The sequence below is a fragment of the Novibacillus thermophilus genome (genome assembly GCF_002005165.1).
Lineage (GTDB): Bacteria > Bacillota > Bacilli > Thermoactinomycetales > Novibacillaceae > Novibacillus > Novibacillus thermophilus.
Genome location: NZ_CP019699.1, coordinates 1,655,786 through 1,678,488 on the forward strand (window position 1 = coordinate 1,655,786; position 22,703 = coordinate 1,678,488).

18 protein-coding genes, 1 tRNA gene and 2 pseudogenes are annotated in these 22,703 nt (G+C 50.3%); 15 read left to right on the plus strand and 6 right to left on the minus strand.

The features are described 5' to 3' along the window. The first annotated feature begins 131 nt into the window (after window positions 1-131). From B0W44_RS08295 to B0W44_RS08335, 8 genes and pseudogenes are all read left to right on the plus strand, one after another. Window positions 132-956 carry a glycerophosphodiester phosphodiesterase gene (locus tag B0W44_RS08295; protein ID WP_077719654.1) on the plus strand — a complete coding sequence of 275 codons (825 nt, stop codon included), beginning with the start codon at window positions 132-134 and terminating at the stop codon, window positions 954-956. A 354-nt stretch (window positions 957-1,310) separates the two neighbouring features. Beyond that, window positions 1,311-1,760, plus strand: coding sequence for an RrF2 family transcriptional regulator (locus B0W44_RS08300; RefSeq protein WP_228441606.1), 450 nt, complete (start codon window positions 1,311-1,313; stop codon window positions 1,758-1,760). 168 nt (window positions 1,761-1,928) lie between these two features. Next, on the plus strand, window positions 1,929-2,111 hold the full coding sequence (locus tag B0W44_RS08305; protein ID WP_149026966.1) for a YezD family protein: 183 nt from the start codon (window positions 1,929-1,931) through the stop codon (window positions 2,109-2,111). Window positions 2,112-2,559: 448 nt separating this feature from the next. After that, window positions 2,560-2,697 (plus strand): annotated as a pseudogene (locus B0W44_RS18495) (ABC transporter permease subunit); the annotation flags it as partial. A gap of 241 nt (window positions 2,698-2,938) precedes the next feature. Beyond that, window positions 2,939-4,006 (plus strand): sulfite oxidase, encoded by a 1,068-nt coding sequence (locus B0W44_RS08320; protein WP_077719658.1) that lies wholly within the window; start codon window positions 2,939-2,941, stop codon window positions 4,004-4,006. 135 nt (window positions 4,007-4,141) lie between these two features. After that, window positions 4,142-5,104 (plus strand): bile acid:sodium symporter family protein, encoded by a 963-nt coding sequence (locus tag B0W44_RS08325; RefSeq protein WP_077719659.1) that lies wholly within the window; start codon window positions 4,142-4,144, stop codon window positions 5,102-5,104. 451 nt (window positions 5,105-5,555) lie between these two features. Beyond that, on the plus strand, window positions 5,556-8,066 hold the full coding sequence (locus B0W44_RS08330) for an FIMAH domain-containing protein (protein WP_149027102.1): 2,511 nt from the start codon (window positions 5,556-5,558) through the stop codon (window positions 8,064-8,066). Window positions 8,067-8,138: 72 nt separating this feature from the next. After that, entirely contained in the window at window positions 8,139-9,794 is a 1,656-nt protein-coding gene (locus tag B0W44_RS08335) for a dipeptidase (protein ID WP_077719661.1), read from the plus strand. Window positions 9,795-9,903: 109 nt separating this feature from the next. Here B0W44_RS08335 and B0W44_RS08340 read toward each other — a convergent pair whose 3' ends face one another. After that, window positions 9,904-10,632, minus strand: a complete 729-nt coding sequence (locus tag B0W44_RS08340) for a zinc metallopeptidase (protein WP_228441607.1) — start codon at window positions 10,630-10,632, stop codon at window positions 9,904-9,906. 190 nt (window positions 10,633-10,822) lie between these two features. Here B0W44_RS08340 and B0W44_RS08345 point away from each other — a divergent pair, with 190 nt between their 5' ends. Continuing rightward, window positions 10,823-11,110 carry a VOC family protein gene (locus B0W44_RS08345; RefSeq protein ID WP_228441608.1) on the plus strand — a complete coding sequence of 96 codons (288 nt, stop codon included), beginning with the start codon at window positions 10,823-10,825 and terminating at the stop codon, window positions 11,108-11,110. A 20-nt stretch (window positions 11,111-11,130) separates the two neighbouring features. Here B0W44_RS08345 and B0W44_RS08350 read toward each other — a convergent pair. Both B0W44_RS08350 and B0W44_RS08355 read right to left on the minus strand, forming a co-directional pair. Further along, window positions 11,131-11,206 (minus strand) — tRNA-Ala (locus B0W44_RS08350). Between the two features lie 424 nt (window positions 11,207-11,630). Continuing rightward, window positions 11,631-12,494 carry a LysR family transcriptional regulator gene (locus B0W44_RS08355; protein ID WP_077719663.1) on the minus strand — a complete coding sequence of 288 codons (864 nt, stop codon included), beginning with the start codon at window positions 12,492-12,494 and terminating at the stop codon, window positions 11,631-11,633. 103 nt (window positions 12,495-12,597) lie between these two features. Here B0W44_RS08355 and B0W44_RS08360 point away from each other — a divergent pair, with 103 nt between their 5' ends. Further along, window positions 12,598-13,173, plus strand: coding sequence for an NAD(P)H oxidoreductase (locus tag B0W44_RS08360; protein ID WP_077719664.1), 576 nt, complete (start codon window positions 12,598-12,600; stop codon window positions 13,171-13,173). Window positions 13,174-13,279: 106 nt separating this feature from the next. Here the strand turns inward: B0W44_RS08360 and B0W44_RS08365 are convergent, their stop codons facing one another. Both B0W44_RS08365 and B0W44_RS08370 read right to left on the minus strand, forming a co-directional pair. Continuing rightward, window positions 13,280-13,621 (minus strand): YolD-like family protein, encoded by a 342-nt coding sequence (locus B0W44_RS08365; protein ID WP_077719665.1) that lies wholly within the window; start codon window positions 13,619-13,621, stop codon window positions 13,280-13,282. Further along, window positions 13,618-14,850: a DNA polymerase IV gene (locus B0W44_RS08370; protein ID WP_077719666.1), complete on the minus strand. Its 1,233-nt coding sequence runs from the start codon at window positions 14,848-14,850 to the stop codon at window positions 13,618-13,620. The genes B0W44_RS08365 and B0W44_RS08370 overlap by 4 nt, the downstream gene beginning before the upstream one ends. Window positions 14,851-15,043: 193 nt before the next feature. On the opposite strand from B0W44_RS08370, the gene B0W44_RS08375 reads away from it, so the two are divergent. From B0W44_RS08375 to metA, 3 genes and pseudogenes are all read left to right on the plus strand, one after another. Beyond that, window positions 15,044-15,625 (plus strand): MOSC domain-containing protein, encoded by a 582-nt coding sequence (locus B0W44_RS08375; protein WP_077721300.1) that lies wholly within the window; start codon window positions 15,044-15,046, stop codon window positions 15,623-15,625. A gap of 90 nt (window positions 15,626-15,715) precedes the next feature. After that, window positions 15,716-17,209, plus strand: a complete 1,494-nt coding sequence (locus tag B0W44_RS08380; RefSeq protein WP_077719667.1) for a succinyl-CoA:acetate CoA-transferase ScpC — start codon at window positions 15,716-15,718, stop codon at window positions 17,207-17,209. A gap of 77 nt (window positions 17,210-17,286) precedes the next feature. Continuing rightward, window positions 17,287-18,194: pseudogene (metA, locus tag B0W44_RS08385) on the plus strand (homoserine O-acetyltransferase MetA). A 68-nt stretch (window positions 18,195-18,262) separates the two neighbouring features. On the opposite strand, the gene B0W44_RS08390 reads toward metA, so the two are convergent. Further along, window positions 18,263-18,994 (minus strand): sulfotransferase family 2 domain-containing protein, encoded by a 732-nt coding sequence (locus B0W44_RS08390; protein WP_169835489.1) that lies wholly within the window; start codon window positions 18,992-18,994, stop codon window positions 18,263-18,265. 172 nt (window positions 18,995-19,166) lie between these two features. Here B0W44_RS08390 and B0W44_RS08395 point away from each other — a divergent pair, with 172 nt between their 5' ends. Together B0W44_RS08395 and B0W44_RS08400 are read left to right on the plus strand one after the other, a co-directional pair. Beyond that, a complete protein-coding gene (locus B0W44_RS08395) occupies window positions 19,167-21,458 on the plus strand; it encodes a DEAD/DEAH box helicase (RefSeq protein WP_418304092.1) in 2,292 nt (763 codons plus the stop codon). Continuing rightward, entirely contained in the window at window positions 21,442-22,695 is a 1,254-nt protein-coding gene (locus B0W44_RS08400; protein ID WP_077719670.1) for a ribonuclease H-like domain-containing protein, read from the plus strand. The genes B0W44_RS08395 and B0W44_RS08400 overlap by 17 nt, the downstream gene beginning before the upstream one ends. Window positions 22,696-22,703: the final 8 nt, after the last annotated feature.

A 22,703-nucleotide genomic window follows, 5' to 3' on the forward strand; every position in this document is an offset into this window, starting at 1 on the left:
GTTGGACAACCGAAATGTGAACATTGAGGGTATTATGAATCATCGGATTTAATTAATGCAACACCAGTGGTTTCACATGCAAAAAACATAAAAATTAATGAATCTTTATCTAAATAAAGGAAGTGTGAAACGTGAAGAAGAGCAGAATGTTGTCGCTGGCGGTACCGCTTATGGTTGTCGTATTTCTGTTTGGGAGTGTTACAAGTGCCGCGCCGAATGATAACTGGTTACGCAGTAATAAAACGGAGTTAAGTGCCCACCGTGGTGCGCAAGTGGCCGCCCCGGAAAACACATTAGAGGCTATTACGCAGGCAGGATTACTAGGTTATGGCTTTGTAGAAATTGATGTCCAAAGAACGAAAGACGGTCATTACGTCTTAATGCATGATCAAACAGTCGACCGTACAACGACAGGATCAGGAAAGGTAGAAGAGTTGACGTTAAAGGAGATTCAAAGTTTTGCGATTAAGGATAAAGACGGCAATGTAACAAAACATAAGGTGCCGACACTTGATGAAGTGCTAGAGGAAGCGCATAAATACAATCTTGGGGTCAATTTTGACGGTTCAAAAGGGAACTGGGAAGACAAAGAGTTCGTAGATGGCATTATGACACAAGCAGATGAAGCGAATGTATTAAACCATTCGTTTTTTGTACTGAGCGATAAAAAGGTTCGAGATCAGTTTCACGCATGGTACCCGGAAGCAACTGTGACATTTCTTGGCAATGCCTTGAAGAATGTAGATGCCGATATTAAAGAGTTAAAAAAGTATAAAAGCGCACTTTATACCACATCCATTGACAATGTAGATAAAAAAGCGGCCCAAAAAATCAGAAGAGCAAAGTTAAAACTGCATGTGTACAACGTCAATTCAACTGAAGCCTATAAAAAAGCGAAAAAGCTCCATCCTCGTTTGATTGAAACAGATGTGATTGTACCTAAACGGAATAAATGATCAAAATCACGTAGAAAAAAATAAAATTTCCGCCAGTCAATTGCGGACTGGCGGAATATGTGTGTCAATGGGACAGTTTAATTCTGGCACCACCGCATATCCTTCGTCTGAGCATTCTGAAAGGAAAATCGGAGGAATACTTACAGGAAAGGCTAAAAACGCACAAGAATGAAAGGTAAAGGTCCAGCTACTGGGTTCCATTGCGCTTTATTTTTTTCAAAAGCGGCGAACTTATTGACGGAGAACTGCATACGATGCACCATGTTGAAAAGTTGACTAACCCACTAAAGAACCTCAAGTTTACTGTATCTTTCCGTTCCAAAGACTGTGACATGATCGTGAAGCGGCCAAAAGGTGAAAGTGGAAACTGAGGAGGACAGGGATGAAAGTAACAACGAGGGGGAATATGCGCTGCGGGCCCTGATCGTACTTGGCGACAGACCGTGTGCGGTGCATTCCATCGCAGAAGTAGCAGAGAAAACATTGGTACCGATCCACTACTTAGAGCAAATTTTATTGCAGTTGAAAAATCTAGGGTATGTTAAAAGTAAGCGCGGTGTACAAGGAGGGTATTCTTTGCGCAGGCCTGCAGCCGACATTGTCGTTGGGGACGTTGTCCGTCAACTGGAAGGCCCTTTAGCCCCCATGGGATGCGTCAGTTTGACAGCGTACGACCCGTGCCCACTGGAAGCCGGTTGTTTGTTAAAGCCGTTGTGGGCCCTTGTGCGTGATACGGTGGCGCAAGTACTGGATAACACGACTTTGGAAGATTTGCTAAACGAAAATATTCGTGAGCCGTCATGATCCCCGCCGACGTTCGATTTTTTCCATGTCGTGCCGGCACGAACTAAACTCGACTAAATACCTCGACATGATCAATTTTACTAAAGTTGATAACTCTGCGTCTCAGTTTCACTTGTGAACTGTTGTCCCGCTGACATCATCAGTCAAAGGAGGGTGTTAAGGTCCCGAATGAAGACATCAGATGTGCTCGTAGAACACATTGTAAACACGTTGAAAGACTTGCGGTACGGTTACGTTGTAATTACCGTCCACGATTCGCGAGTTGTACAAATCGACCGTACAGAAAAACATCGATTGACGGTCCCGCCTTCCCATTCTGAAAGACAATCAGGGAGAGACAATGGCAAATGAAAGAAGTCCTTTTTACTGTTTGCCGACCGGACCACCGGAGGCCCCTTCCCTTTGAGCAGTCGCTTGAAGGAAAGGGGCCTTACGTATGGAAGGAGGTTTTTCCCTCATGCCACGGATTGTTGTCATATCCGGTAGTCCATCTCAATCGGCGAAGACATCTATCGTCGCAGAGTACATGTGCGATCTCATGTACGGGAACAGATGGAGAACGAACGTGATCAAGGTACGGGATTTACCGCCAGAAAGCCTTAATGTATACGTAATTTGACAACCCGGCGATTGTTTCAAGCGTCGAGAATCTAGAGCAAGCGGACGGTGGACTCTCGCCATTTGCTTATGCTGGATTACGCACTAAAATCCGTTCTGTTTGCACTGGGTGCTCAAAACGTCCTCAGCGGTCTTTTTCTCCAGGATACGTGGATTGGAAGCTTTTTAGAAAGGTGATCCTCCTGGAGCCCTTCCGTCTATGGTCGTTGGGTTGCGATATTCTTTAGGCATTTTGTGGTTGACGTTGATCGTGGCGGAGACCATCTCTTCTGACACGGGGATTGGTTACATGGCGATGAATGCAAGGGAATTCATGCAAAGGTTCACATCCCTTTTACTCACACACGATGTGGAGGAAACCGTTGCTTTAGCAGACCGCCTCGTTTTACTTCAGGAGGGAAAAGTAGCTTTTCACATAGACATTCGGCTGGCGCGCCCCCCGGAGGCGAAACCCAATTTGCTAAGTTCGCGGTGCAAATTCTTGAACGTGTCATGGAAGCCTGATGCCCTTTTTTTTGCATTTTTAATATCTTGTTTGGTAAAGGAGAGAATTCGATCTTATGACAGCTAATGGCGACAATATCAAAGTGAAACCTCACTTGTTGACAGTCAGTTTAGAACCGGAAAACCAGGAAACACCGGTTCATTTCATAAACGAAGCGATCACGCCAGAAGATCTTTTCTTCAAACGGAACCACTTCTCATATCCGACTGCATCTCAAATTCCGCAGTCGATTCGCATCGACGGCTTCGTTCGCCGTAACGTGGACCTGTCCCTTCAGACGTTAAGGTCATTGCCCGCCAAATCACTCGTCGTGCCCCTGGAGTGTGCCGGAAACCGACGGGCTCTTTTTGATCCGGGGGTTTACGGGGTCAGATGGCAAAGAGGAGCCATGAGTCAAGCTGAGTGGAAGGGGGTTTCCCTAATTCATTTGCTTCGCTTGGCTGGCGTCAAAGAGGGCGCGAAAGAAGTGGTGTTCGAAGGGGCAGACAGCGGAGAGTATAAAGGAAAAAGACGCGCCTACAGAAGAAGTCTTCCCCTGGATAAAGCTCTCCATCCCGATACAATCGTCGCATATGACATGAATCGTCGCCCTATTCCGTTGAAACACGGTTACCCGTTTCGCCTTATAGTCCCTGGTTGGTATGCAATGGCATCGGTCAAGTGGTTGCAAAAAATAACGGTGATTCCCGACACGTTTGAAGGGCCATTTCAAACTGATGACTATGTGTACTATCCGCATCCAGAATCGGATGACGGGAAATTGCCCGTCACGTTCATGAAAGTCAACTCCCTCATCCAGTATCCCATCGACTATTCGGTTTTGGAAAAAGGCGTACACGTCATAAAAGGATGGGCTTGGACCGGGGAAGGAACCGTTAACAGAGTGGAAGTGAGTTTAGACGGGGCGCGCACATGGAAGTCGGCGCGCATCCGTCAAGATGCCTCGCAGCCTTATAGTGTCGCCATGTGGACTTATCAGTGGCATGCCGTTCAGGAAGGCGAGTACACCATTCACTGCCGGGCGACAAATTCTATCGGTCAAAGTCAGCCTGTGCAACCAAAGTGGAACCGGTTAGGCTACGGATATAACGGCATCGCATGTGTACGCGTAAAGGTGGGTTAAAAAAGAGGTTCCCACTTATCTTGAGGAGGGAAGAGAGAAACGCAATGAAGGGGGGTGACGGAAATTTCTGATTGATCCCGCGATATTTAGTGTATAATGGATGCATATTCAGTTATTGCGCGGGGTGATGTGAGGGTGAAGGTGCTTGCGGCGATCAGCACGATTGCAGGAAAGTATTTTGCCATATGGGTGGTCATTATTTCGGTCATCGCCTTTTTGTCGCCTGATACGTTTGCGTGGGCGAGTCATTACGTTACCACTTTACTCGGCATCGTGATGTTTGGAATGGGGCTCACCTTAAAAGTCACCGACTTTAAAATCGTATTGACGAAGCCGTTGCCTGTCCTGATTGGGGTTGCGGCTCAGTATGTGCTCATGCCGCTCATCGGTTTTACACTTGCTAAATGGATGAACTTACCGCCAGAAATGGCAGCGGGACTAGTTCTCGTGGGGGCGTGCCCCGGCGGAACGGCCTCGAATGTCATGGTTTATTTAGCAAAGGGAGATGTTCCCCTGTCAGTGGCGATGACTTCCATTTCCACATTGTTGGCACCTGTTGCAACACCGTTTATACTCCTTTTACTTGCCGGTCAATGGCTGCCGGTCGATCCGCAAGCCATGTTGCTATCCATTGTGCAAGTCGTGATTGTACCGATTGTTTTAGGCCTCCTGATGCGAAGCATATTCCCGTCCCAAGTTGAAAAGAGCACGACAGTCGTGCCGCTCGTATCCGTATTGGCGATTATGATTATCGTGGCAGCCGTTGTAGGAGCGAATGCCGAAAATATTGCGACCTCTGGCTTTTTGTTATTTTCCGCTGTCGTGCTTCACAACGTCCTAGGTTTGCTGCTCGGATATGTGACAGCTCTGTTGCTCGGACTAGATGAAGTGAAGAGAAGGGCCATCTCCATCGAGGTCGGGATGCAGAACTCTGGATTAGGCGCGTCGTTGGCAACGGCCCATTTTACTCCTTTAGCTGCACTGCCCAGTGCCATTTTTTCCGTTTGGCACAATATTTCCGGACCTGTTATAGCCACCTTTTGGTCGCGAAAACTGGTCGGTGACGAACAAGATCACACTGCGGCACCTCTCAGATAGTTGCACTGACACTCGAACACTCGAACAATAGGGAAATGTGCCCTTTGGCGCCTTTACCCCGCGCCCTCCTGACCACTCCGTGTATAACCCCGCTTTCATACAAAAAATGTTCTCGCTCTAAACAGATTCCTTGAAATGCAGGAAAACTCCCCTTCCCTTTTTGAATTCCCACATTTTTGTATTGTAGGAAAATTCGACCTAACTTGAAGCGGTCGCAACCGGGATTTTCTTTGGCCTGAACATCTGTGGGTCAAAGGGCATGGCGGGCGGACAAAGAATGGGAGGAAAGGGTTATTTACTATTCTATTAAAACTTTTTACTATTAAATATAGTTATACTATAACTAGTCTTTCAAACAATATTTAGCCAAAATTTTTAATAGAATATTTGGCTAAACGAAAGGATGTTGCCTTTGCAGAGAATTTGGGCAAGTCAGTCGGTTTTGTTAAAGATGTGGATCGTTTTTTTGGCAGCTGTATTTGCTGCCATGCCGCTGTCTCATGCCGTTCAGGCAAATGAAACGTCTTATACTCCTGTTCCGTACGAAGAAATCGGGTCTATCTTGTCCCATCACGTCCAACAGAGTGACCGTGTTTCGATGGAAGTCATCGGCCAGTCTGCTTTAGGACACGACCTTTATGAAGTGGTCATCTCAGAGCCCGGTGTTGACCTTGAGGAAGTGAAGGCGATGCGGAAAGAAATGCTTCAAAACCCGGGCAAAATTCGCGAATGGATAGACCAAAACCCTGATTTTAAAGTGCCGCTCATGATTAACGGATCGATCCACGGAAACGAGTATCCGGGTGTCGATGCGATTTTAAAGCTCATAGAGCGGTTCGCTTATCAACATGACGAGACTACCAAACGCATCCTGCAACATAACGTTCTCGTCTTTAATGTCGTCGTGAACCCAGATGGACGTATTTTAGGGACGAGACAGAACGGAAACGGATTTGATATCAATCGCGATCACGTGACGTTATCACAACCGGAAGCTGTCGCAAACGTTGACTTGATTACGGAGTGGAATCCGATGGTGCATCTGGACTTACACGGATTTGTCAAGCGATCGGACGACTACCCGGGCCTCATCGAGCCGTGTACCATTCCTCACAATCCGAATTATGAATACGATTTATTCATTGCATTTGCTTTGGACCAAGCTGAGGCGATGGAAGCGGAACTCGTTGCAAACAAAGAAAACTTTGAAACGGATCTGTACCGAAATATGAAGGGGACGCACATTCCTTACCGAGATGCCGAAGACGGTTGGGATGACTACCCGCCCATTTTTACACCGATGTATGCGATGCATCACGGAGTATACGGCTATACACTTGAAACGCCGACGAACAGTGTGGACGGTGTCGAATGGCACTACAACGCCGTGATGGGAGCGCTTAAATTTGCGACCGACCACAAGGTGGAAATGACTCGAAATCAACTGGAAATATTTAGGAGAGGCGTCGAGTTTGACCATGTTTATCACGAAGAGGGCTTTTTTCCGAAGGCTTATGTGCTGCCAGTTGATCCCGTTGACCCGACGGCGACAGTGAAAGCTGTGAAGGCCCTCCTCCGACACGACGTCGACGTGATGGAAGCTGAGGAAGCGTTTACGGTTGATGGAAAAACATACGGCAGAGGGACGTACGTCGTCAAACTGGACCAGGCGAAGAGGAGTTTGGCGAACACGTTGCTTTGGGATGGGGAAGACATCAGTGATCAAGCGGGTGCCATGTACGATATTTCTGCGTGGAATTTGCCCGATTTATGGGGATTTGAAGCTATTCCGACTCACGATACGATCGATGTTCCGCTTAAAGAAGTTGAAAATGTTGAGACAGAAGGGGCATTAGTCGGTGAAGGTCCGTACGAAATACCTAACAGTTCCGTTGGGGCTGTCGCTTTGGTCAACCAGATCATGAGCGCCAACTTCTCCGTTTACAGAGGAGGCAACGGACACTACTACGTGGAAGGCGACGGTAGAGACGCATTGCGAAGGATCGTCCAACAATCTGGAATTACGTTACACACTAAAGCCATACCAGACGATGCCGAAGCGCTTGACGCGGTAAACGTCGCCATATTAGATGACGGAGGCCAGCACGGTACGCGGACCGCACTGAAGCAACTCGGTTTTAATGTAACCGAAATAGAGCCGAGCGAAATCACTGAACGCGGGTTGGACGACGTTGATGTCTTAGTGGTGAACGGTTCAGGGCAACACAGGAGCGCGGCGTATCGAGAGCGCATTCATGCGTTCCTTTCAAACGGCGGGAAGTATGTGGCCATCGGAGCAGGGGCTTCCGGGGTGGCTGTGGACCTCGGGTTGACCGATACGACCGTTCATACGGCTGGCCGCAGTGGCCGAGACAGCAACGGCGTCGTCCACGTGCACTACAGGGACACATCTTTAACCGCTGGATACGGTGAGCGCGATGTCGGGTTTGTCTACAACCCCGTCTGGTATACAGACATTGAGGACGACCGAGTTGTAGCATCTTATGCAGATCAGGACTTTTTTAAGGCCGGCTTTTGGAAGAACTCCGAAGTGGCGGCAGGACAGCCCGTCATCATCAAAGGGCATCATCCTGGTGTCACGCTCATCGGGTTAGAGGTCGGATTCAGAGCCCATCCGGAGTACTTGTACCGGTTGCTTTCAAACGTTATCTATCCCGGAAGGGAAACGGTTTTGACAACGGCTGACGGAACGAAAGAGCGCGTGGCGCGTTTCAAACGAGACGGAGAATTGAAAAACGATGAAGTAGCCCGTTCGTTAATGACGCATTTAACCGCCGTAGCCCGTTACGAAGAAGAAGGGGTGGCGGACAAGGTTGTGAAGCATATGCACGGTTTTAAGCGATTGCTTGAGCATCAGAGGGAAAACGGGTGGATCACTGAGAAGGCGTACACTGTCCTCAAGGGTGATGCCGACTCTCTGATTGCGAAGTGGGACCGTTAAGTTCAGTCTCCACCCTCGGGGCAGTCGCCTTGTCACAAGAGGGAGATCACAATCTATTGAGGAGGGCGTGTCGTGAAGAGAAAGATAATGGTGCTGATGGTGACGTTGGCGCTCGTCTTTTCCAGCTCCTTCGTCGCACTGGGTGAGAACGTAAACGTAGATAATATTCATTACGATGCGACGGTGGTGGACAGTCATGTGGACACGATGATGGAAGCGGTCGATCCAGCTACATGGTTGCCTGGGACGAACATTGGAGAAGAGACATCGTTCCATTTCGACATCCCGAAAGGTCAGGCAGGTGGGCTGGACGTCCCCTTTTTAGCCGCCTACACATCAGGCTATTACGGAAATAACCCTCGCAGCATCAGCCGCACGTTGGCGTTAATAAACGCACTTTACTGGACAGAAGAAAAGAATTCCGACCAACTTCGCGTTGCGACGACAGTCGATGAGATCGAAGAAACCGTTAGCGAGGGCCAAATAGCGGCGGTCCCCACAATTGAAGGGGGCTACTCGCTGGAAGAGCACAACGCCCTTGAGCTGTTGCACCAATACAAAGATCTTGGCATTAAGGTTCTCGGTTTCACCTGGAATTATTCCAACGCCTTGGGAGAAGGAGCTGACCGGGTTTACGGTGACCCGGAACGAACACCTTCGGAAGGCGGTTTGACGGAACTGGGTGAGACGGTGGCGAAAGAGATGAATAGACTGGGGATGGCTATCGACGTATCCCACATGTCTCGGAACACGTTTTTCGATGTGATCAATGTGTCTGAGGCACCGGTCATTGCGACGCATTCGGGAGTCAATGCCCTGCGGGATCACCAGCGCAACCTGACAGATGAGCAGCTGGTGGCGTTGGCCGAAAACGGCGGTGTCATCGGCATCGTGTTTTACCCCCATTTTATTAAAGACGATTCGCAAGCCTACATTGAAGACGTGGTCGATCACATAGATTATGCCGTCAATTTGGTGGGGATCGACCACGTCGGCATCGGGTCGGATTTTGACGGAGCGTCTATGCCGGAGGACTTAAAAAATTCTTCCGAACTGTATAAATTGACGGAAGAACTCGTGGAGCGAGGTTACTCCAAAGACGACATTGAGAAAATTCTCGGTAAGAATACTCTCCGCGTACTCAAAGAGGTCGAAGATGCTGCCACTTATGATTTTGATGAAGAGACAGGTATCGTCATCACACCGTCTTACGACATGGGGGAAATCATCGAGGGCAATACTCCCCTCTTAACCGCTAACGTTGAAGCAGAGAGCGCCGAAATCGATGAAACGCGTTTCCGCGTGATCGTGGACGGCATTGTGTACGAGCCTGATTTTGATGCGCGCACGTCTACGTTGTCGCTGCAAATGGAACAGCCGTTAAAGGAGCGGTTCCACGTCGTAACGTTTGAAGCGGCGAACGAAGACGGTGAGATTGAGAGGGAGACCCGGATCTTCTACGTGGAATCCAATGCCGAAAATGTAAAGAAACATGTGGAATACTTTGCCGATGAAGGTGAATTGAACGAAGATGTCGCCCGTTCCCTCTCGGTTCACCTGACAGCTGTCGGCCGTTACGAAGACCTGGGAGCAGCTGAAAAGGTGGTCAAACATATGGAAAGCTTCCGTCAGCTGTTGGACCATCAGAAAGAAAATGACCTACTGCCCGAAGAGGCGCATCACACGTTACAGGCTGAAGCCGAGAACGTCATTCAGACCTGGCAATAGGCGGAAGAAAACGGCAAGTCAAGAGCCCTCCAGTATACTGGAGGGCTTCGCCTTGTTAAGTTCCCAATCTTGGATGGTTGACTTTGGCATCGAGGGAAATTGTGGCTTTTCACCTTCTCCCGCCGAAAATGGCGAAGAAAAAGTAAAAGAACTGCAGCAGAGCGACCAACACGGCGGCCACGTAAGTCAGGGCGGCGGCGTTTAAAATTTGTCTTGCTCCGCCGGTCTCTTCAGACGTAATCACGTTTGCCGAAAGGAGTTGGTTCATCGCCCGGTGACTGGCGTTCAACTCCACTGGCAGGGTGGCCAGTTGGAACAAGACAATCGTAGACATGAACACCAGTCCGTATACAGCTAATTGATTGAAACCGAACAGCACTCCGAAGATGAGGAGATAAAAAGCCAAGTTGGACCCGATCGCAGCAACGGGATACAGCGCCTGGCGGAATTTGAACAGCACGTATCCCTGGTGGTCCTGCAGGGCGTGTCCCACTTCATGGGCAGCCACCACCGCACTCGTGAGGGAAGGGGTGCTGAAATGTTTTGGAGAAAGGCGTATGACAGATTTAATGGGATCGTAGTGATCTCCCATGATGCCTTTCGACTGCGTGACACTGACAGTGTTGAGCCCGTTTAAGGCTAGGAGGTACCTGGCTGTCTCTTCTCCTGTCAGCCCGGCTGAATTGGCCGTGTTCATGTATCGCTTAAACGTTTGCTTCACCTTGTTTTGAGCCCAGAGCGGGATCGTGATAATGAGCAGAAAAATGAGTAGAAAACGCATCGTGACACCTGGTTTCTGTAACGTTACCGTTATTTTCTCTACCCTTGAACAGGACATGTAAACAACTTTTTGGAAATGAGTAGCTCCGGGCGTAAGGGGTGGGATCCGCTTACGACCGAGATACGCTTGACTATGGCTTTTAGGCAATGGGAGATGTATAAAATTAAAAACGATCGAATAAAGGAAGGACTGGATGAGTGGTTGTAGAAGTGAGTAACAATGCTAAAAAATGGGGTGGGATTACGGTATGAAAGTCAAACGGATTGTCTCCAACATCTTTACACGGGATATCACGGTGGCAAAAAGCTTTTACCAAGATGTACTTGGTCTCGAACGATTGATGGATCATGGTTGGATTGCAAATGTAGATTCAGCATTTGAACGTGTCAAGTCGGCTGGATTTATGACAGAATACGGACCTGTTGATGAACCTTGGGGAGTTAGATTTATACCACTGTTCGCTTTTTGGCATTTTGACTACATTGAAAAAGAAAAAGCATCAAATTCCTTTCATATCAAGGAGTTTGACACTTAATAAAAATCATTGAAACTGTATGGTGGAGCATAGCGGACTCGAACCGCTGACCTCTACACTGCCAGTGTAGCGCTCTCCCAGCTGAGCTAATGCCCCACGTATATCGGAGGGAGGATTCTGGTCTTTGACCTCTGTGCATGCACGATTTATCATACAGGCTTTGTGCTCATAAGTCAAGGGTCAAACGAAAAGGTGCGTTTTTATTATGTGTTTTCGTCAGTCCCAAAATGACTGTCTCGTTTAGCTGCAGTCGACCGACTTGGCCGGCAACTTGTTCGGAGCATGTCCGTTCCGTACGTAGATAACTATTTTTTGGACAGCTTTTTGTAATTTGTTAGCGATGTGGAGAGGATCGCCCGAAGAGCTGTCGACGCCCTGTCACGTCAGTAAAATGGTCGACGCTGTAGGTTTGCCGAGATCTGTAAACGTTTCGAGAATGTCCGTAATGGCTAAAGACCCGCCGAGGTAGTGCGGCATGTGTCATTGAGTAAGGAACTCGGCCGTCTTGTGGTGCGTTTAATTACACTTCTTTATGGTTATGCAGTACATTTAAAAACGCCTCTAAGTTGACTGAAACCCATTTGTCCTTATGAAATGCCGTGTAAATAGCGATAGGTGTTTCTTCTAAGTCGGTTTTAATTGCTTTAAGTTCTCCTTTGTCAATTTCATCTTTTACTGAAAAATGGGGGAGCATTGATCTCCCTAATCCGCATAACACACATTTTTTGATGGCTTCGACGCTTGGCAATTCTATTCTAGGAACAGATGTTCTTCCCTCCTTTTTCAAATAGTATTCCATGATGGGGCGCCAGCTGCAAGAGTATTCCGTGACAAGCATTGTGTCTGAAGCAAAATGGTTTGTTTTGTGGGGAGATTGGATCATGGAAAGTTTTTCATCTCTTATCTTTTGGATTGTGAGCTCTTTTGATTTCCAGCTGGATGTTTCCACTAAAACCGCAGCATCTATATCGCCCTTCTTCAATTGGTTTGACAAGTTGTCGTAATCAATCGTTTTAATCCTTAATTCAACCTTAGGGTAATGTTTCATGAAATCCATAATTACACTGGGGAGCCAGTATACCATCAGCGATTCACTGGCGCCGATTTTTAACTCCCCCGACGGTTCATTTGCTTCTTTCATCACCTCTTTTGATTTAGAGTAAAGGTTAATCATGTCCAAAGCATAGGGAAGAAAGCGCCTTCCGGCTTGTGTCAGCGCAATGCTCTTCCCTAAGCGATCAAAGAGTGGATACCCCAATTCCTGTTCCAGTTCTTTTATATGAGCGGTGATAGAAGATTGGGCATATCCTAATTCATCAGCCGCCTTCTTAAATCCGCCTGCATCGATAATCGTTTTAAACGTCATCAGGTGGCGAAGTTCCATCTTATCCCCTCCTATCAGTATAAATGAACATCATGATCAAAAATATCTATTTTACTGAATGGCATTATTATTATACACTCATTGTTGAAAGAGGGGGAGCGCAATGAAAGTATTGACTGTGGTCACACATCCGAGAACGGATTCATTAACCTGTGAAGTTTCAAAGCGATTTGTAGAAGGGCTTCAAAGTGCGGGGCATGAGACGGAAGTATTGGATCTGTACCGCAGTGGATTTGATCCTGTATTAAGAGAAGCAGATGAGCCCGATTGGAAAGCGGAGCACCAACGCTATTCTCCCGAGGTAGAGAAAGAGATGGAGCGAATGAGAAGGCACGATGGATTGGCTTTTATTTTTCCGCTTTGGTGGTGGAGTATGCCCGCCATATTAAAGGGATATTTCGACCGCGTGTGGAACTATGGATTTGCCTACGGTCCAAACAAACTTAAACACCAGCACGTTGTGTGGCTGAGTTTGGCGGGTGCTCCTATTGAGCGTTTTGAAAAGAGAAAGTACGATCAGATGATGACTCATTACTTTAATGTTGGCTTAGCGGACTATTGTGGGATACCCCATTCAAAATTTGAACTTTTTTATGACACGATTCACGTTAAGCCTGGATATATGGATGAATGGCTTAATAAAGCTTACAATCTGGGACTTAACTACGGTCGTGCTTAAAGGCGGTCCCTTAAGCTGAACGAGCAAGGGATCTGCGACGCCGCTACCATCTCATGCATGGCCAAAACAAGGGCAGCCGGAGTCATGGGGCGGATGCGAGCTGTGTTTAACTCATCTCCACGTTTACCACATGGTCAAACGGAATGGCGTGCATCTCCCCGTCCTCGTCCCGGACGTGGAGCACTTGCGCGTACATGTCCCAGCTGTGAATGTCCCCTGTCAAGGCGTAAATGTGCCCTTCGTCGTAATACGTAATCGTCACTTGACATCCTTCCACTAACGCTTCTGAGATCACACGGTTCACTTCCTCTTGTTGCTGTTCGTCCAGTATCGGTTTTTCGACCCTTTCTTTTTCTTTTCGACGTGCCAACAGCTGTTCGCGGTGTTCCGGGAGGAACATCCGGCTGCTCTCCCACAACACGTTCCCCCTTTTCAAATGGTCGCTCATTTGGAATGCCCTCCTAGTTTTTTCGCCCGTTCAAACGCCTGGCCCGCGTCGGTCAGAGAGGAGGCGCGCACGATGGCCGTCGGACCGAAGCGGTTCTTGATCTCGTCCATGACGTACCCGATCCGCAATTTCTGTTCCACGTCTTCAAACAAGTTTAATTGGAACGTCCGGTCCGAACACAGTTGTGACAACGTGACGCCGAGGGAGCGAACCGGTTCGCGGTCCCAAAAGGTTAAAAACAGTTTCCACGCCGTTTTAAAGATGTCCGCCGTGTTGTTAGTGGGATACGCCATTGTGGCTTGGCGGTGGAAGCCGGTGGGAAAATCGAAGTCGGCGCCGCGGGCCCCGACCGACACCGTGTGCCCCATGACGTGGTGTTGCCGGGCCCGGCGGCACACTTCTTCACACAGTTCCAGCAGGACGACTTTGATACTCTCCTGTCTTCGGTAATCGCGAGGCAAGGTCATATGGTGGCCGATCGCTTTTTGCGTCTGGAAGGTGTCCGGCCTGACGGGAGAGTAGTCAATGCCGTTGGCCGACATCCACAGGACGTGGCCGTTGATCCCCCAGCGTTTCTTCAGCTTGTCGAGGGGGTAGTTGGCCAGTCCGCCGATGGTGTGAATGCCCATGAGGAGCAAGTGGCGGTTCATCCGGGAGCCGACGCCGAACAGTTTTCCGACGGGAAGGGGCCACATGTGCGTCTTCATATTTTCTTTCGTCAGCCAAAAAATGCCTGTCTCGTTTTTTTTGGCAAAATTGTCGCAGGCGACTTTGGCTAAAAGTTTGTTCGGGCCGATGCCGACGCGTGCGTAGACACCTGTTTCTTTTTCGATGCACTTTTGCACCTTTTTAGCGATGGTGAGGGGATCGCCGAAGAGCCGTTGGCTGCCCGTCACGTCCATAAACTGTTCGTCGACGCTGTAAGGTTCGACGAGATCTGTAAACCTTTCGAGAATGTCCGTAATGGCCAAAGACACGTCGAGGTAGTACTGCATGCGTGGTTTGATGACGACGGCCTGGGGACATTTTTGCAAAGCCTGCCACAGCGCTTCCGCCGTTTTAACGCCGTATTTCTTGGCAACGGGACACGCGGCCAAAATGATGCCGTTGCGCCGCTCCGGATCACCGGAGACGACGACGGGTTTGTCTTTCAATTCCGGCCGGTCTGCTTTTTCGATGCTGGCGTAAAACGACTGCATGTCGACGAGGAAAATGACCTTTCCTTTCATTAAAGATGACCTCCCACATAAGGGAACGTGTGTTCTGTTTTTATTTTATTATATAGCCGAATATATGTTCCTATACAATAGAAAAATATGGTTTTGTTCCTCGGAAAGAGATTCACTGGAAGCCTGTGTTGTGGTTTAATAGTGCCATAAGGCGTTTGGCAAAATGTATCGCGTCCTTTGTGGGGTGAAACACATGTGGAAAGAATACGAGGCTGCCGTTCAAGCGGTGCTGGTGGCCCGGCGTCGGGACACGTTTGTCACAAGCCGAGTGGCTGAAGCGGAACTGGATTACGGAGGGATCCCCGGCGATTTGCATTTCGGCTTGACCAAAAGAGCTGGTGCCCGGGAGCGGATGTATCCGCGTGGAACGGAGATTTTTAACCGGCGGCAAATCACAGTGGTGTCCGTAGAAGAATGCGCCGCCATTGCGGAGAAGCTCGGCGTGGAGACAGTGTTGCCGGAGTGGCTGGGTGCCAATGTGGCCGTCAAAGGCTTTCCGAATCTGACCCAATTGCGCGAAGGAAGCCGCATTGTCTTTCCGAGCGGTGCTGGACTGTTGTGTGAGGGAGAAAATCAGCCCTGTATCCATCCGGGAAAGGTCATTCAGGAACACTATCCGGACACACCGGGTCTTGCCAACCGCTTCGTTCGGTTGGCAATGGGCTTAAGGGGGATCGTGTGCATAGTGGAGAGGCCTGGTAAAATCGCGCCCGGTGAAACAGTCAAAATCGTAGCTTATCACCCGCCGAAACCGAAGGAGCCCGTTTTTTCATGAAATGTCCACAAGTTGTGAGTCAGTCCCGTGTAGATGTCGAATATAACAGATATAGAGGACAATGTCATACAGTAAAGGGGTATTCCTCACATGGTGACAGAACGCATTCGTTACGCTCCTTTGCGGAGCTGTATCATCACACCGGAACAGGCGGCTGAACGCATCCGAGACGGCATGGTAGTCGGGTTGAGCGGTTTTACGCGCTCAGGTGATGCGAAAATCGTGCCGATGGCCCTCGTCGAAAAGGTGAAAAGAGAACAGCAAAAGCTGAAAATTGACGTCTACACCGGCGCATCTCTCGGAGAGGTGGACGGGCTGATGGCGGAAGCGGGCATTATCCGCAAAAGGTTGCCGTTTCAGGCGGATAGGACCATGCGCGACAAGATTAACTGCGGAAAGATGCTGTTTATCGACCAACACTTGTCGAGCGTCGGTGATTTGCTCCGCTCGGGGGCAATGCCCGATGTCGATGTGGCCATTGTGGAAGCAGTGGCTATCACGGAAGAAGGGTACATCGTTCCCTCCACGTCGGTGGGGAACAACCCGATTTTCACCGCGCGGGCCAAAGAAGTGATCGTGGAACTCAATACGGCTCAACCCCTCGAACTCGAAGGGATTCACGATATTTTCATCTTGGACGAGCAGATTGCCCGGGGACCGGTCCCGTTGGTGGATCCGAGACAGCGGATCGGCATTCCGGCCATACCAGTCGATCCGGATAAAATCACGGGCATCGTCGTGAGTGACATCGTGGACACACCGTCGAGTGTAGAGGAGCCGGACGAGGACACCCGCCTCATGGCAGAACAGTTGATTCATTTTTTGCGCGGGGAAGTTCGGTCAGGACGCTTGCCGGAACAGTTAATGCCCATTCAAGCCGGGGTCGGTTCGACGGCGAACGCCGTTTTGTACGGATTTCTCGATTCCGAGTTCACGGATCTCGTCATGTATTCAGAGGTTCTACAGGATGCCGTGTTCGATTTGATCGACGCCGGGAAAGTCCGTTTCGCATCGGCTAGCTCGGTGACTTTGTCGAAAAAGTACATGGACAAGCTGCACCGCAATATCGAGGCGTACAAGAAAAAGATCATCTTGCGACCGCAGGAGATTTCCAACCATCCCGAACTCATTCGCCGCCTCGGCTTGATTGCCATCAATGCGGCGGTTGAAGTGGATATTTACGGAAATGTCAACTCTACTCACGTGTTAGGCACTCACATGATTAACGGCATTGGCGGTTCAGCTGACTTCGCCCGCAACGCTCGGCTGACTGTTTTTGTGACCAAGTCGGTGGCAAAAGGAGGGCGTATCTCGACCGTTGTCCCGTTTGTCACTCATGTGGACCACAGCGAACACGCCGTCGACGTCATTGTGACGGAACAAGGGATTGCCGACGTACGCGGTCTCGCACCTGTGGAACGGGCGCAGTTAATTATCGACCACTGCAGTCACCCCGACTACCGGGAGGAGCTTCGCGCTTATTTTGAAGAAGCTCTCAAGCGCGGTGGACACACGCCCCACGTTTTGGAAAAAGCGTTCTCCTTCCACGAGCGCTACGCCAGCAACGGGACGATGAAACCGTAAAACACAGTTGCAGTTTTTGGCGATTACGGGTATGGTGTTATACAAGAAAAAGACAGGGACAGTCGGAGGAGAGAACAGTGCCGATCAACATACCGAAACAATTGCCAGCACGGGAAATTCTCGAAAAAGAGAACATATTTGTCATGGACGATGAACGGGCGATGACCCAAGACATCCGTCCGTTAAATATTGTCATACTGAATCTGATGCCGCAAAAGAAAAGACGGAGACCCATCTGTTGCGGCTTTTGGGAAACACACCTCTCCAGGTGAACATTACGTTTCTGCACACGGTGAGCCACGAGTCGAAAAATACGAGTCCGCTCCACTTGGAACAGTTTTACAAGACGTTCGCGGACATTCAAAACCGGCGCTTTGACGGCATGATTATAACAGGCGCACCGGTGGAACAACTCCCGTTTGAAGAAGTGGACTACTGGGAAGAACTGACGGGGATTATGGAGTGGACGAAAACTCACGTGACGTCTGTCATGCACATATGTTGGGGGGCTCAGGCAGCCCTTTACTACCACTACGGTATCGGAAAGTACGCCCTCCCGAAGAAGTGTTCCGGCGTGTTCAGACACCGTGTGACAGATCCGACCGTCAAACTGGTGAGAGGGTTCGATGAGGAGTTTTTGGCGCCTCACTCCCGTTACACTGACGTGTCAAAGGATGAAATTTCGGCACACCGGGATCTCATCTTGCTGTCTTACTCGGAAGAGGCAGGGCCGTTTATCATTTTATCCAAAGACGAAAAAAACGTGATGGTGACGGGCCACTTAGAATACGACGGGAATACACTGGCGGAAGAATACGAACGGGATCTGAAAAAGGGCTTAGACATCGACATGCCCGAAGGGTATTTCCCCGACGACAATCCAAACAACAGGCCGTTAAACCGCTGGCGTTCCCACGCCCATCTCCTCTTTTCCAACTGGTTAAACTACTATGTGTACCAGGAAACGCCTTACGTGTGGGAGTAGTAGGAGAAAGTCCAGCTACGGCTGGCCACAGTCCCGTCCTGGCCCGGATGGGACTGTGGCGAGATCCGTCAGCGGGACTGTTTTTGTTTAAACACGGCTAACTGGCGCTGCTCTTGAGGAGGTAGGTTTTGGATCTGATGGCGTAGCCGCTCTTTGGCAAAGGCGTACAATTCATAGTCCAGCTGGTTATGTTCCCGTACAATTTGTTTCACCTTCGGCGGGATCTCCGTCTTTTTTCTCCGCTTGCGGGTGACGTTGGCCTTTTTGTATGATCCGTCGTCCCACCCGAGGGTTGTTTGCATCAAGAACACCGATTCCGGGTACATGTCCGTCACGCCGACGACGGCGAAGTCTTTTTTTATGTGGTCGATGGCTGTTTTTAAATCGGGCTGTCTCTTGCCGCAGATCATACGCGTTTGGTGGTTGTGCAAGGGGGCTTGGATGCGCGGTTCAGTCGTCGTGACGAATTCCCTTAAACTCATCTGTTTCACGGTGTCGTGCATCTTATTTTGCGGACGGGAGCGGATGTAGTAGAACATGGATAAGATCCGGTCCAGCGGGTCGCGCAAAAACGTAATGTACGTCGTCTTTTGGCGAACGTGCTGGTGCAGCCCGTAGCGGCAATGTCCGTAAATACAGTGAATTCCGGCTTTGTGGAGTGCTTCTGTCGGTGTGTCCGGGGAAACGCGCAAGATGTGCGACTGACCGTACTCCCGGTCGAGAACGCCGCGCATCGTCGATCCCCCGGTCTTCGGAATGTGCAAAAAAATGACCAATCGTTTTGGCGTGATGACGATCACCTCTTTCTGCGGGACACCGTCTTCTATCAGTATATGGCTGTAAGATTTACGAGTGCTAGTTGATTGACCGTGATGAAAAAAGTGTGTGTCTCTCTATAGGTAAAGTGGACCGTTTCTTTTCGAACGTACATTCGCTACAATAGAGGCAGGACGAGAGGTGATGTGTGTGAGAATCCCGAAGGCGAAGGGGCTGGAAGAGTGGCTAGAAACATTAGCGAGAGATGGGAGTTTGCGGCAACAGATTGTTCATTGGGAGACGATAGAGGCGAAAGAAGCGGCGACGGTCCCGTTTCCCGACTCCCTTCATCCGAAGCTCGTTGAGGCGTTGCAAAAGCGAGGCATTCACGAGCTTTACACCCATCAGGAAACAGCTTTTCAAACGGCGGTGAACGGGAAGAGCTTTGTGGCAGTGACGCCAACAGCGTCCGGCAAGACCCTCTGTTACAATCTGCCGGTGCTGCAGGCGATTATTCAAAATCCGGCGAGCCGGGCCCTCTACTTGTTCCCGACGAAAGCATTAGCCCAGGATCAAAAACACGACATCAACGCCCTCATTGAAAAAGCGGGAGTGGACGTCAAAAGTTACACGTACGACGGGGATACGCCATCCAACATCCGCCAGGTTATCCGCAAAGCGGGCAATGTAGTGATGACCAACCCGGACATGCTCCACGCCGCCATACTGCCCCACCATACGAAGTGGATCGCGCTGTTTGAAAACCTCGACTACGTCGTCATTGACGAACTGCATACATACCGCGGCGTGTTCGGGAGCCACGTGGCCAACGTCCTTCGCCGGTTGAAGCGCATTTGCCGTTATTACGGCAGCGATCCAGCGTTTATGTGCACGTCGGCAACCATAGCCAATCCGAAACAGCTGGCTGAAGCGTTAACCGGGGTGCCCATGGAACTGATCGATAACAACGGGGCGCCTTCCGGAAAGAAGCACTTCATCTTTTACAATCCGCCCATTGTGAACAAACCGTTAAACATCCGCCGCAGCGCAACCTTGGAAGCGAGGAATCTCGCTGCTCAGCTGCTGAAAAACAACATACAGACGATCGTGTTCGCCAGAAGCCGCATGCGCGTGGAAATTTTACTCAAATACTTGCAGGAACTCGTAAAGAAAGAGCTCGGTCCCAAGTCGATCCAGGGTTACCGCGGCGGGTATTTGCCGCGGCAGCGGCGCGAAATCGAAAAAGGCCTGAAGAGCGGCGACATTGTCGGTGTCGTGAGCACGAACGCTCTCGAACTGGGCGTCGACATTGGACAGCTGCAAGCGTGCGTGTTGACAGGTTATCCCGGTTCCGTAGCCAGCACGTGGCAACAAGCGGGGAGAGCGGGACGGCGCCAGCGTGAATCCGTCATCGTCATGGTCGCCAGTTCCTCTCCCCTCGACCAGTACATCATCCGGCACCCTGATTACTTTTTTAGCCGCAGTCCAGAAGCGGCGAGAATACACGCCGACAACCTCGTCATTTTAGTCGATCACGTGAAGTGTGCCGCTTACGAACTCCCGTTTCAAGCGGGAGAGACGTTTGATGGGGTGGACGTGACAGACGTACTCGATTTTCTCACAGAAGAGCAAGTACTCCACCGTCAGGGGAACCGCTGGTACTGGATGAACGATTCATACCCGGCGCACAACATCAGTTTGCGCTCTGCCTCTCAGGAAAATATCGTCATAATCGATCAGACTGATGCGGCGAACGTGAAAGTGATCGGGGAGATGGACCGCTTCAGCGCGTTGACCATGTTGCACGACGAGGCGATCTACCTCCACCAAGGTATGCAGTACCAAGTGGAGAAACTGGACTACGAAGAAAAGAAGGCGTACGTGCGGGAAGTAGACGTCGATTACTACACTGACGCGAACCTTGCCGTATCGCTGAAAGTGCTGGAGGTCGACGAACGGACAGACGAACCGGCCTGTGAAAGGGCGTTTGGAGACGTAATGGTGAACGCGATGGCCACCGTCTTTAAAAAAATCAAATTTGAAACCCATGAAAATATCGGCTCTGGACCGATCCACTTACCGGAAGAAGAGTTGCACACACAAGCCACCTGGATCAGCTTTAAACGAGACGCCCTGTCCGGTATAAACGAGCAGGCGCTGGAGTACGGGTTGATGGGTGTGGCTCACGTCTTGCGGCACGTGACGCCGCTCTTCGTCATGTCTGACGTGAACGACTTGCACGTCGTTCCGCAGGTCAAAGCGGTACATTCAGGCAAACCGACCATTTTCCTCTACGACCGGTACCCTGGCGGCATCGGGTTGAGTGAACAAGTGTACCGCCATTTCGGCGAAATTTTCAGCGAAGCGCTCCGGGCTGTCGAGAACTGTCCGTGTGTTGCTGGTTGTCCGTCATGCGTCGGCACGTTTGAAGCCGAAGGCAATCCGAAGCAGAATGCGATCGAATTGCTGCGGGTGCGGGAGGCGAGGCGCCATGTCTCTCAGTCGTAAGCTGAAACGGATGAAACGACATCTGGCAACCGAAGAACCCCGGACACACCTCTCCCCTGAACCTGCCCGGGAGCTCCCGTTTGACCGGGAGTGGGCCGCCTTCCGTACGAAGGTTTGTACGTTTGAAGACCAGTTTTGTCTCGTGCGGGAAGTGTCCTACCCATTAGGTGAGAGGTGGGGCCGTTACCGTTTTGGAGATGTACAGGCTGTCGTGGAGAAGTGGAACGGGTATCCCTACTCGCACCCCCTTTCGGCCAAAGGCCTTGACAGTGGAGAGTTCATTTTTTTTGACACGGAGACGACTGGTCTGGGCACAGGGGCGGGGAACACCATTTTTTTGCTCGGTGTAGGGCGTGTGCTGTCGGACAGTGTCGTCGTGAAACAGTATTTTTTGCCGCACCCGGGTTGCGAAGTGGCCCTTTACCACCACTTCTTATCCGATGTCCGGGAGATGCGAAACCTTGTGACGTACAACGGAAAATCGTTCGACTGGCCGCAGGTGAAAACGAGACACACGTTCGTTCGCGACCAGGTCCCTCGGCTGCCGGCGTTTGGCCACTACGACTTGTTGCACGCCGCACGGCGCCTGTGGAAACAGGAACTGCCGTCGTTACGGCTGTCCGTTGTAGAACAACACATTCTCGGTATTTCCCGGGGAAACGACACCCCTGGTCAAATGGCGCCATTACTCTACTTTGACTACTTAAAAAGCCAGGATCCGAAGGACATTATGCCGGTGTTTTTCCACAACGAACGGGACCTGTTGTCGCTCATCAGTTTGTACATTCATCTGTCGAAAATGCTCCTCGGAGGGAACGAACAGCGTATGAATGCCGGGGAGCACTACGAAATTGGTCGGTGGTACGAGGCGGTGGGGGAGTACGAGCGGGCTCTCTCAAGTTACCGGCAGGCAGCCGCTGACACGTCCGCTGTCGGCTACAGTGCCAAAAAAGCTGCCGCCCGCCTTTACAAAAAGCAACGCCAGTGGGACAAGGCCGTTGCCTTGTGGAAGGCATGCTGCCAGGACGGGAAACGGATGGACCCCGAACCGTACATCGAACTGTCCAAAGTTTACGAACACCGGTACAAAGATGCCGACGAAGCACTGTACTACGCCCTAAAAGGGTATGAATGCTGGAAGCGGGCAAGACGGGTGTTGAGAGCAACGGATTCGCGTGAACACGAGCAATTTCAAAAACGCATTCACCGCCTGGAAATGCGGTGCAGTCAATGTTAGGTCTCTCC

Bases quoted from the DNA above. Each gene is read 5' to 3' on its own strand.
- B0W44_RS08305 (WP_149026966.1), top strand. From the start codon at position 1,929: ATGAAGACATCAGATGTGCTCGTAGAACACATTGTAAACACGTTGAAA.
- B0W44_RS08320 (WP_077719658.1), top strand. From the start codon at position 2,939: ATGACAGCTAATGGCGACAATATCAAAGTGAAACCTCACTTGTTGACA.
- B0W44_RS08330 (WP_149027102.1), top strand. From the start codon at position 5,556: ATGTGGATCGTTTTTTTGGCAGCTGTATTTGCTGCCATGCCGCTGTCT.
- B0W44_RS08340 (WP_228441607.1), bottom strand. From the start codon at position 10,632: ATGTCCTGTTCAAGGGTAGAGAAAATAACGGTAACGTTACAGAAACCA.
- B0W44_RS08345 (WP_228441608.1), top strand. From the start codon at position 10,823: ATGAAAGTCAAACGGATTGTCTCCAACATCTTTACACGGGATATCACG.
- B0W44_RS08355 (WP_077719663.1), bottom strand. From the start codon at position 12,494: ATGGAACTTCGCCACCTGATGACGTTTAAAACGATTATCGATGCAGGC.
- B0W44_RS08360 (WP_077719664.1), top strand. From the start codon at position 12,598: ATGAAAGTATTGACTGTGGTCACACATCCGAGAACGGATTCATTAACC.
- B0W44_RS08365 (WP_077719665.1), bottom strand. From the start codon at position 13,621: ATGAGCGACCATTTGAAAAGGGGGAACGTGTTGTGGGAGAGCAGCCGG.
- B0W44_RS08370 (WP_077719666.1), bottom strand. From the start codon at position 14,850: ATGAAAGGAAAGGTCATTTTCCTCGTCGACATGCAGTCGTTTTACGCC.
- B0W44_RS08375 (WP_077721300.1), top strand. From the start codon at position 15,044: ATGTGGAAAGAATACGAGGCTGCCGTTCAAGCGGTGCTGGTGGCCCGG.
- B0W44_RS08380 (WP_077719667.1), top strand. From the start codon at position 15,716: ATGGTGACAGAACGCATTCGTTACGCTCCTTTGCGGAGCTGTATCATC.
- B0W44_RS08400 (WP_077719670.1), top strand. From the start codon at position 21,442: ATGTCTCTCAGTCGTAAGCTGAAACGGATGAAACGACATCTGGCAACC.